General features: G+C 33.5%; 4 protein-coding genes. All 4 read left to right on the top strand.

All coding sequences use genetic code 11. The annotated features are described in order from the left end of the window. Positions 1-5,388: hypothetical protein (locus GBO31_RS22775; RefSeq protein WP_219010913.1), on the top strand; the 5,388-nt coding region annotated here is incomplete at its 5' end. 24 nt (positions 5,389-5,412) lie between these two features. Beyond that, on the top strand, positions 5,413-9,810 hold the full coding sequence (locus GBO31_RS22770) for an RHS repeat domain-containing protein (RefSeq protein ID WP_219010912.1): 4,398 nt from the start codon (positions 5,413-5,415) through the stop codon (positions 9,808-9,810). 2 nt (positions 9,811-9,812) lie between these two features. Next, the gene (locus GBO31_RS22765) at positions 9,813-10,169 is read left to right on the top strand and encodes a hypothetical protein (RefSeq protein WP_219010911.1); all 357 of its coding nucleotides are present in this window, start codon (positions 9,813-9,815) and stop codon (positions 10,167-10,169) included. Between the two features lie 1,227 nt (positions 10,170-11,396). Beyond that, the coding region (locus GBO31_RS22760; protein WP_219010910.1) for a transposase at positions 11,397-11,578 on the top strand (182 nt) is incomplete at its 3' end.

Raw genomic sequence — 11,578 nt, 5'->3', positions numbered from 1 at the left:
CACAATCAGCTTTGGGCAAATAATAATGGCCCCAATGCTCCAGAAGCTGCTGCTTTTGAACCAGTAGATGCTACGGATATGGTAAATTTGGTAACTGGAGATATGTCTTATGTTCTTCCACTATTAAATGTACCTTCACCAGAAGGAGGATATCCTTTAGCATTATCTTACCATGCTGGTATTGCGATGGATCAAGAAGCTTCTTGGGTAGGTTTAGGCTGGTCATTAAACCCCGGTTCCATTAACCGTTCTGTTAATGGTTATCCAGATGACTGGGGGAAAACAAAAATATCTGAATTTTTTTATGATCATGGTTATCAAGAGGATTTTTATGACTTCTCAATTGGAGGAACTCTTCCTAATGGATTAACTTTGGGTGTTGGTGCCTCCTGGGGATCTAATAAAGCATTTGGAGGATCTGTTACACTGGGAGCTGCTGGTTTTACTACGACTGTTGGATCTGATCGATTCGGGATAGGTTTAGGTTCTGGAACTAGTATTGGAATTTCATCGAATGGTGGATTCAGTGTAGGCACTGGATTTGGGGGAAGTTCTTATTCCGCAGGTCTGAGTTATAACACCAATACAGGATTATCAGGTGGTTTTAGTTTTAATCAATCACAAGAGAATGGATCCAGCGTTGTTAAAAGCTCTAGCGTTGGAATTTCAATAAGTTCTCAAGGGATAGTTCCGAGTTTTAATGGTTATAGTGGGGCTATTACCAATTCTTCGAGCTCCATTGAAAGCGGAGATTATGACATTGATGTTTCCACATCAGGTTTGAATTTGGATTTTGGAATATTTTGGTTTGGTTATGGACGTACAAAAGTAAAATACTCTCTTCATAAAAGAAATTTCACTTCCGTTAGTGGAGCTTTATATCCACACCATTCAAAATTAATGAGCGAAGATGATCCAACAATTGTATCATCTGAAAATAATATGGATATCATTCAATTAGATTCCAAATATGTCTCCGTTGACAATTTCGGTGGTAAAAACATTCTAAAACCTCAAGATTATACTAAGATTACCCTTCCAAACTATGATAACTATTCTGTAAATGCTCAAGGGCTATCTGGAGTAATCAAACCATACATTTTTGATGAAATTAATTTATTTGGTGCTCCCTACGGATCTTACGCAAATCGAACTCCAAGTACATATATCAATTCAGCTTCAATAGATTATTCTTTTGATCTAAATAATAAAACCAATTTTTATTTTAAAAATGCACACAATTCTTTCTTAAGAATAAATAAAGGAGCTTTTAATGAAAATAATAGTGTTGGGATTGATAATAATTATGTCTTAAACTTATCTCCAAATTCAGAAAATACTTTTAGCTCAGACTATACTCCAAATGGAGACTTGATCAAATCTGGAAATAGAAAACGAGGAGGAAATTATATTGAAGTATTTAAAAATGAAGATATAATATTGGGAAATACAAATGGATTCATAGAAGCAAAAGGTATTGATAGGCTAAATGACCCTCAATTCTTTAGTGAAGGTGTTAGTATTGGAGGATATAAAATAACTGCTTTAGATGGAAAAACATATCACTATTCACTTCCCGTGTATCAATTTGAATCATTTTATAAAAACTTCAAAGATGAAAATAAAGAAAATGAAAAATTTTTAGAAGTAAAAAAACAAAATCCTTATGCTACCCATTGGTTACTTACAGCTGTAACAGGTCCTGATTATTTTGATAAAAACAATAATGGACAATTGGATAATGAAGATTATGGATATTGGGTAGAATTTGAATACGGTAAATGGAGCGATGGATATGCATGGAGAAGCCCTAAAGAAGGATATGATCAATTGGATAACAGATATTCTTATTTTTGGGGGAGAAAACAAATATTTTACTTAGATGCTATAAGGACTAGAACTCATACTGCTTTATTTTCAAAAAAGTTAAGACAAGATGCGAAAAGTAATAATTTTGATTTTTTTGCAAATCCAATAACTTCTTCCGCTAATTTTAATAGAGATATAAATTGCCAAAAATTTGGAGTTGAACAAAGCTCTGACTGGATTGCAAATAAAGGAGATAAATTTTACTTATCAAATGGGGCTAACTATATAGCTCCATATAGGTTAAGAGGAAGGGAGACAAATTTTAGATATATTGATATTCCTGAAAATTTTAGCTTAGCTCTAGACAAAATAATTTTAGTAAAGAACGATGATTTAGTTTATAATAAATCCAGAGGTAATCTAACCAATAACTTAAAAGGATATTGTCATTTTGCACTAGGTTATTCTGATGTATATTATAATTTAATAAATCCGCAACAAGTTCCAAACTTATATGATCAACTGCCTAATCTGAATCAATTTGATATTCATCTACATCAAAACATATTAGATTTCACAGATATTACTGGAACTCAATTAGAAGAAAAAGCAGTTAAAATTATTGATTTCAACTACAATTATGAACTTGCAAAAAATTCAATCAACTCTTCTGCAACAAATAAAGGAAGGTTAACTCTAAAGAGTTTATCTTTCTTAGGTAAAAAAGGAACTTCTTTTTTACCTCCTTATAAGTTTAATTATAAAGGTGTTAGTAATACATTTGATAAAAACTTAACAGATGATTGGGGATACTATACAAACGCTACCGATACATGGAGTTTGGACAATATTACTACTCCTAATGGGCAAGTAATAGCAATTGATTATGAAGAAGATTCTTTTAGAGCTGAGGCTGTAGGAGATTTAGGATTTAGTAGTATATTTTGGACAATCGGTCGTTTTTCTGGTCAATATTTTGATAATGTCACCTCGGTTACCAAAGGTTTTAACACTATAAAACTAAATTTTGGAGAATTATACCACGAAAACACTTTCGATAAAATACGTCCTGGCATGGAAGTAGAAGTATTTCACCCTGAAATTCTACCCTATCAACATTTTGATGTTAGACTATCAAATGCTAGAAGATATACCCCTGACAAATATGTAATAAGTGAGATTTCCAAAGCAGGAAAATGGGTTCAACTAAAAACAACGGAAAAAACTAAATTTCATGGAAGATTTCCAAGTGAGATAACCTACTGCCCTAATCAAACTCCTTCTTATCAATGCACAGGAAAAAGTGCTTCATTCAAAATTATAATGGATGCATTTACTAGTGATACAAACCCAAATGGCAAAACAGGAGGAGGAATTAGAACAAAAGAAGTTAAGATTTTAAATGACGGAAAAATTGTGAACTCAATATCATATAGTTATCAAAATCCTTTTAGTAATAGAATATCAGGTGTTACATCATACTTTCCTTCTGATAATGAACGAAATATAGAATATTTACCACTTACTCCATCTCCGGGTGTTATGTATGAATATGTTGGTGTAACTGGAAAAGATGGTGATGGAAAAACAACAAAAAAAGCATTGTATGAATTTGAAGTACTAAAACCATATGCTTATGAATTCGATTATATTTACTCATTAGGAGATGCTTTAAAAATTGAAAGAAGAAATTATAATAGACCAGGAAACGTATTAAATAGTTATGAAATAGGCATTTATAATCATATAGTACATGATAAACTAAACTCAATTGGTAGATTAAAGAACATAAGTGAATATAACTCCAAAAATCAATTACTAAAAAAAGTATCTCATAAGTATAAGACTAATCTGAATGAAGATGGAGAACTAGGAGTGGTTCAAGAATCATTTAAAACAACAAGAAAAGGACCACATGGAATACCTGCAAATTATCAGGCTCCTGGCCCTTACTTTCTTGAATTGTCAGGAATAGTTGAATATCCATCTGTGATTGAAAGTACAACAACCGTGGAAGGAGGATTTACAAATACAGTTTATTATGATAAACATGATYTCTTAACAGGCCAAACTACTGAAACAACAACAGTTTCTAGCGATGGCACAGAATACAAGACAAAAATTATTCCAGCATACCATATAAATGATTATTCAAACAATAGCTATGGTTATAGTATGGGCGCCAAAGTGGATAATCCTACAAACAAAAACATGCTTTCACAAACTGCAGTTGCTTTAACACAAGTGAAAAATGATTCTGGTAATTGGCACATTATGAATGCAGATATTACCACATGGAACAACGATTGGGTATATAGAACATATCAGGGTGGTATAAATAGTGCTACGAGTAATGATGAAAAAGTCTGGCGTAAACATCAAACCTTTGCATGGAAAGGTGAAGTAGATACTAATGGTGCATATATGGGTTATACTGGAGATGATGATAACTTCAATTGGTCAGATCCAAATAATCAAACAAATACAGAATGGATCAAAACTTCAGAAATTAGTTTGTATGATCATTATTCCATGCCTCTTGAATCTATTGATATCAACGGTAATAGAGCTAGTACTAAAATGGGAGATGATGATTCTAAAGTATTTGCAATAGCTAATGCTGGATATACAAAAATGTTTTACTCTGGTGCGGAGGACCTCATAGAAAACACTCACTATTTTAGTGGACAAGTCTTTAAAGGGAACTCTGCAATCTTATCTGACATCTATCATACAGGAACCAAAAGTATACAAGCAGCTGCTAATGTAAAAGCCTTTGCTGTAAACCCGGAAGCAGGAAAATATAAAATTTCCGTCTGGGCATATAAAGGTGCTAACAATAACTATGTTAATACAAAAGTAAAAGCTGCTAACTCTGTAATTTCTTATCATCCTGGAGAAGTGATTCCAGCAGGCAATTGGGTACAATTAAATTTTTATACAAATGATATTGGRAACTTCCAAGAAGTGTATGTATATAACACTTCAGGAACAACTATTTATGATGATTTTAGAATGATTCCTGTTGAATCTTCGATGACCAGTTATGTTTACAATGAGTGGGATGAACTTACCTATATAATTGGTGCTAACAATATGGCAACCAAATATGAATATGATGACGCCGGGAGACTCCATAAAACGCATTCGGAAGTGATGGACACACCAGGAATTCCTGGTGGTTTTAAACTAAATAGTGAAATTAATTATAACTATAGTACACCAATCAATACGAGTATTACGAATCCAAATGCGTTAACCTTATCAATAGGAGTCAGTGATCCTAATATCTCTYCCCCTACCCTTACCGCCACAGCCAACGGAGGAACTTTTGAATACGAATATCGATGGGCGGTTAATAGCAATCAGAATAGTTTGAATTATGGTTCTTGGTCTAGTTCTAATACTCGTAACATTTTTACTACTTGTGGAGTTGGTGGTCGAGTGTATTATAAATGCCAAGTACGAGATAAAAACACAGGAGCTATTAAAGAAAGTACTGGAACCCATCAAAAACAAGGATGTGGAGATAATGATGATGATCCAAATGATCCAGATGGTAATCCAGTACAACAATAATCATACAATTTAAATCAAAAGAAAATGATACACATTCATAAATATATAAGCTGCTTTTTCTTATTGGTACTATCCTTTGTCGGGACAGCACAAGATCTAAACTGGTATGAAAATTCTGGTATAGAAAGCAGTATAAACAATACGCTTACCGGTAATGCACAAGTATTGTCTTTGGAAGTATTACCCGAAGAATCCTCAACAGGGTACTTCGAGATCACAAACTTCAAAGTCGATGGAAACAATATCGCTGGTTTTATAGAAACTAGATATTCTGATGTGACCATCTACCTTGCACAAACTTCTGCTACAAACCTTAATAATCATAATAGATATGCTATTACGATTTCTAATACCGGATTGACAAACACTTTCGATTCATCTTATAAGGTCATTGCCAAAAAACCTGATGGATCGATTATTGGAACACTAACCAATATAAATCCACAAACATCAGATCGATTACGGATAGAAAAAATCAATGCTACTGAGTTACGTTTCTTTTATAATTCACAAGTGTTAGGAACTGTTACTGATAGCGATCTATCTTGGCTACGTGCTGGATATGCTGGAAATCTAAATGCTGATGCATTTCCTCCAAGAGTATTATCATGTACCTATAGTCAACAAGGTTTTAGCATTACCGGTGATAGCTACGGACCTTTTGCTGTTACTGATACCAATAAAAACTGGGTTTCTGTAAATACTTTTGGAATTACAGAAAATCCGGTAGGAAATATAGTTGATGCTAGTGTAAGTTATTATGATGATCTAGGAAAACCAACACAATCTCAATCCTTTGATAAAAAAGAAAAGAAAATTTGGGCTAGCGAAATTAGATATGATGCACAAGGAAGACCTGCTATAAGTACGCTGACTGCTCCTATCGAGACTACCCCAAGGTTTAGTTATAAAGACGGGTTTATCAAAAAGACTGGAAATGCTAATTTCAATATTTCAGATTATGAAAAAGAGGATATAGAAAATCCTACTCCTGTTACTAATCAGGAAAATACGCTAGGATGGTATTATAGTAATAGTAACAATAGTGATCCTTATCAAGATATAACAGATCGCCCCTACTCTAGAACGATTTACAGTGAACTCAATCCTGGAACTACCCTGAAAACAGTCGGTGGCAATAAGATGGACAACGAATGGAAACAAGGATATGTATTTTCTATGCCCGCAGGACAAGAACTGTCTCAATCTGATGCGTTTGGAGAAACCAAATACAACAACTATAAAATCGTAAAAACAGTTTCTAGAGATGTACATGGAGTAGAAACTGTAGTATTTACGAATACTGATGGACGTACCTTGGCTGCTGCAAGAAGTGGTAACGAAGAAGGTGGAATTGACAATTCCAAAACATCATCTGTAACCATAGGAGCACAAGGGTTTGTAGATATCCATATCCCGGTAGGAAGAACAGGAATTTCAATTACTAACAATCCAGGAGTAACAATATATGATCTGATTACTGAACAACCGATAGCAACTAATAGTAATAGTTTATCTAATGGTTTTTACAGAGTAGCAGTAAATAATCTTGATAATTATGTCACTGATAGTACTACGATAACATACCCGGAAAACTATTACGATTATAGCCTAAACGAATATGACAAAACAGGTAGATTACTAAGTAGTAAACAACCCTTACAACAGTTAGAAACTACTTTTGAGTATAATACATTAGGTCAGTTGATATATACAAATAGCCCGGACGAAGGAGAAACTTGGCTTAAATATAGAGACGATGGACAAATACGATTTTCTCAAAATAGCAAACAACAAGCTGCTGGAGAATTCTCTTATACCCATTATGATCATTTAGCAAGGCCTGTAGAAAGCGGTGTATACAAATCTAATTCAAGTGTATATTTCAATTCATCTGCCGTACACTACAATCTTGATATGGTACACACTGCTCAGCAATATATAGATGATGAAGACTTTTTGAAAAGTCAATATTGCTCTGAAGTTCATTTTACTACCTATGATGCATTGTCTACAACAGATCTTAATTATCTAGCAACAGTACATAGCAGTTATGCGAATCCTTCTTTCTTAAGTGGTAATGTGGCGAAAACCTATAATGAAAACACCACAACCTATTATAGTTATGATATTTATGGCAGAACACAATGGATCGTACAAAACATTACCGGTTTAGGAACTAAAACGATTGATTATGAATACGATCCGATTACCAATCAAGTAAACCGTGTCCTATATCAAAAACATAGTGCCTCAGACTTGTTTATTCATAGATACACCTATGACAAGGATGATTATAGTTTAACCAAAGTAGAAACTTCTACTGATGGAATTACCTACAAAGAGCATGCCTCTTACATTTATAACGAAATAGGAGAACTTTCACGACTTGATCTAGCACAAGGATTACAAGGAATTGATTATATCTATAACCTAAATGGTGCATTAAAAAGCATCAATAGCCCTAATCTTATGGATATCAATGATCAAGATGGAAATCCTAGTGATCTTTTCGGGATGGATATCCATTATTATAAAGATGATTATAAAAGAACGGGAACTCCCAGAGCAGTCCCTTCTACTACCAATGGTATTGAACAATACAATGGGAATATCAAAGCCATTACTTGGAAAACTGCAGGAATCGATGATAACAATCCAGATACGTATTATTACACCTATAACAAAAATAATTGGTTAACTGGAGCAAGTTTTAATACACAGGTAAATGAAGCTGACCTTTCTATTCCATTACAGGAAACTAGAAATCAAACAGTAACAGCTACAGAAACTGTAGAAGCCAGAACCTCGATAGTATTAGAACAAGGATTTCATATTATTGCCTCTAGTGCGAAAACATTTAGTGCTCGTATTGCAACGGATGGAACGGTACAAGGAAATGGAGACTATAATGTATCAAACATTACCTATGATGCTAATGGAAACATCCAATCCCTTACTCGCAATAAAGATACCTATCAGGGAAGTAATGTTATGGATCAATTGTCATACACCTATAAAACGGATAAACCCAACCAATTACTTAGAGTAGATGATGCAGCTGGAGATGTGGTTGGTGCCGATGATATCGGAGATCAAAATGGAAATAATTATGTGTATAATGAAATCGGACAACTAATAGAAAACAAAGAAGAAAAGATTAGCTATCTTTACAATACAAGAGAATTAGTAGCGGAAATTCAAAGAGATGGAATACCATTGGTGAAGTTCTTTTACAACGATGAAAATCATAGAGTACGCAAGGAATTTTATAATCCTACAAATGGAAATCTAGTATATACTGAGTTTTATATCCGTGATGCTGCAGGAACAACCATGGCTATCTATCGAAAAGATAGTAATGGTACTAATCTAGTAGAAAACACTATTTATGGAGCTAACAGACTAGGTATCCATAAAGCAGATGGTAGCAGCTATTATCAACTAACTGATCATTTAGGGAATGTACGTGCTGTAGTAGGTAGAACCAACAGTGGACAACCAATCGCAATGACTACAGCTACTGATTATTATCCTTTTGGATTGCCAATGCCAGGACGTACTCTAAACGGTGGAGAACAATATCGATATGCATACCAAGGACAAGAGAAAGATCCCGAAACCGGAAAAGAAGCTTTCCAATTACGATTATGGGATAGCAGGATTGGAAGATGGTTAACTACAGATCCGTATGGACAACATAATTCACCGTATATGGGTATGGGAAATAATCCAATAACAAGGTGGGATCCTGACGGTGGATGTGATCAACCGGATTCTGATTGTGGTTTTCTAAAACGATCTTGGTACTACTTAACAGGCAGAGGAACACAAGTAGATGCTTGGCAAGAATATCATAACCCTACAATAATGCAAGGACAAGGATTAATCTATACAAACTATTTTAATATAAATGATGGCGAATTTGTTGCATTAGTAGGGCAAACCGAAAATGAAGAACTTGTTTGGCATCAATTCACTGAAACAGGAGCTACGCTTGAAGAAATAGGTGAATTTCTTTTAGACTTACCTGGTCCTCCAATATTTGATCCTCTAAATCAATTTGGTTCTCATGATCGACAAGCTGTTTACATGGCTGGAATTGGAGTTCCTAAATTACCTAAAAAAGTAAAAAGACATGGTTGGCTAAAAAGAAAATATTTTAATAAACTTGGTAAAAAAGCCCAATCAAGCGTTCTTAAAGCTTTAGAAAATGGTATAATTCCTGCATCATCTGAAGGTGTTCCTGGAATCAAAGCTTTGGCAGATTGGGAGCTTAAAATACTAAAGAAGAGAGGCATAACTGGATATACTCATAAAATAAAATATTTTGGAGGAAAAGGTCATCAACGGTTTTTAGGAAAAAAGACATCTAATGGTAAAACATTTTTCTTTGACAAATTAACATCAATAACAAAATAATAATGAAAAATATCATTGAATCATATAACATTAAAAAAGTAATCCAAGAAGTCCATCAAGACTTCGAAAAAATCCTATTTAAAAGTAAAACAAGTTTAATAGAAACAGATCAATTTAAGGAACAACAGATAGATTATTTAAATGCTGTTTTTGATAAAGTTTCTTTACAAATTTTCGACGTAGATTTAGTTATTATTACATTTTATTTTGATGTGTTTTTCGAACAGGATATTGTAGGAAAGTACTTTAAAAGCTTTTCTTCCGATTATAAAGAATGCATTGATAGTGAAATTTATGGTTGTGATCCACCTTATGAAAATAGAAACCCTGTAAATTATTCCTCACTTATAAAATTATAGAATCTTATCCAGCTGCGCGAAGTTTGCAACTTCGTGCGATATTCAAAAGACGAGAATTTATAATTTTATAATAACAACCATGATCTATTTTTATGATAGGTTGTGGTTGTGTTTTTTATCACATAATATTCTTGTGGTTATATCAAAAATACATCTGTAATTCGAGAACATTTCGACAGGCTCAAATAAGAATCCAACCCAGCGCTACCGCTAGTTTGTAATTAGCGATCTCCCCCGCTTCCAGCTGTGCGAAGTTTGCAACTTCGTGCGATATTCAAAAGACGAGAATTTATAATTTTATATTAACAACCACGATCTATTTTTATAATAGGTTGTGGTTTTTCTTTTTTGTCACATAATATTCTTGCAGTTATATCAAAAATAAATCTGGATTTCCAAAACATTTCGACAGGCTCAAATAAGAATCCAACCCCAGCTACCGCTAGTTTGTAACTAGTGGTCTCAATAACAAAATAAAACAAAAATGATCTGTGAAGTTACAAACTTCATACAACACTCAAAGTGAAATAGATATTTATATTCAGAATGAACTTTAGCAATAAAACTTACGATTATAAATATTGAGTCTTTAATTACTAGATTTTTAAAGTTCTAGTCCTACCCTTAAAATATCCTTTACAATAATAAAAAAGTCAGATTTGCATAGTAACATTTATATAATTACTGACACTATACTGTATAACAAAAAAAGAAAATGATACACATTCATAAATATATAAGCTGCTTTTTCTTATTAGTACTATCCTTTGCTGGGACAGCACAGGATCTAAACCATGCTGCGCGAAGTTTGCAACTTCGTGTAAAATTAAAAAGACGAGATTCCCCGCTCCCGATAGTTTGTAACTAGTAGCGGTACAGCTTGGCAGGGTATGAAGAAATAATAACAACCACGATCTATTTTATGATAGGTTGTGGTTTTGTTTTTTATCACATAATATTCTTATAGTTATATCAAAAGTACATCTGGAATTCGAGAACATTTCGACAAGCTCAAATAAGACACCAACCCTCTATACATTAGCTATTATATCGTTAAAATAACATTAACACTTTTATAACTAAAATTAATAAAACCCTACCCATCTAGGTGGGGAGGGGGTACCCCTATAGGTATCTTACCTACTCATAACCTATTGGGGTACCCTTATAGGTGGGTGCACTTAACTATGTCTTGTCCTGAAATAGGTTTACACAAAAAGTGTAAAAATGGATAGATATTTAAAGACAACAAAGATTAGATACAGCGAAGATTTCAAGCTATTTATTTGCAAGGAATTCATGACTGGGAATTATTCTCTGACTTCTCTTAGGAAGAGATATGATATTGGTGGTAAAACTACGATTTCCAAATGGCTAAAGAAATATGGTTATTTAACTCCTAAATTAGT

This window comes from Aquimarina litoralis (genome assembly GCF_019295435.1).
Lineage (GTDB): Bacteria > Bacteroidota > Bacteroidia > Flavobacteriales > Flavobacteriaceae > Aquimarina > Aquimarina litoralis_A.
Note: the sequence above shows the minus strand (reverse complement) of the source record. Positions and strands in the feature narration are given on the sequence as shown.

Coding starts and splice junctions, on each gene's coding strand:
- GBO31_RS22765 (WP_219010911.1), top strand. CDS start 9,813: ATGAAAAATATCATTGAATCATATAACATTAAAAAAGTAATCCAAGAA.
- GBO31_RS22770 (WP_219010912.1), top strand. CDS start 5,413: ATGATACACATTCATAAATATATAAGCTGCTTTTTCTTATTGGTACTA.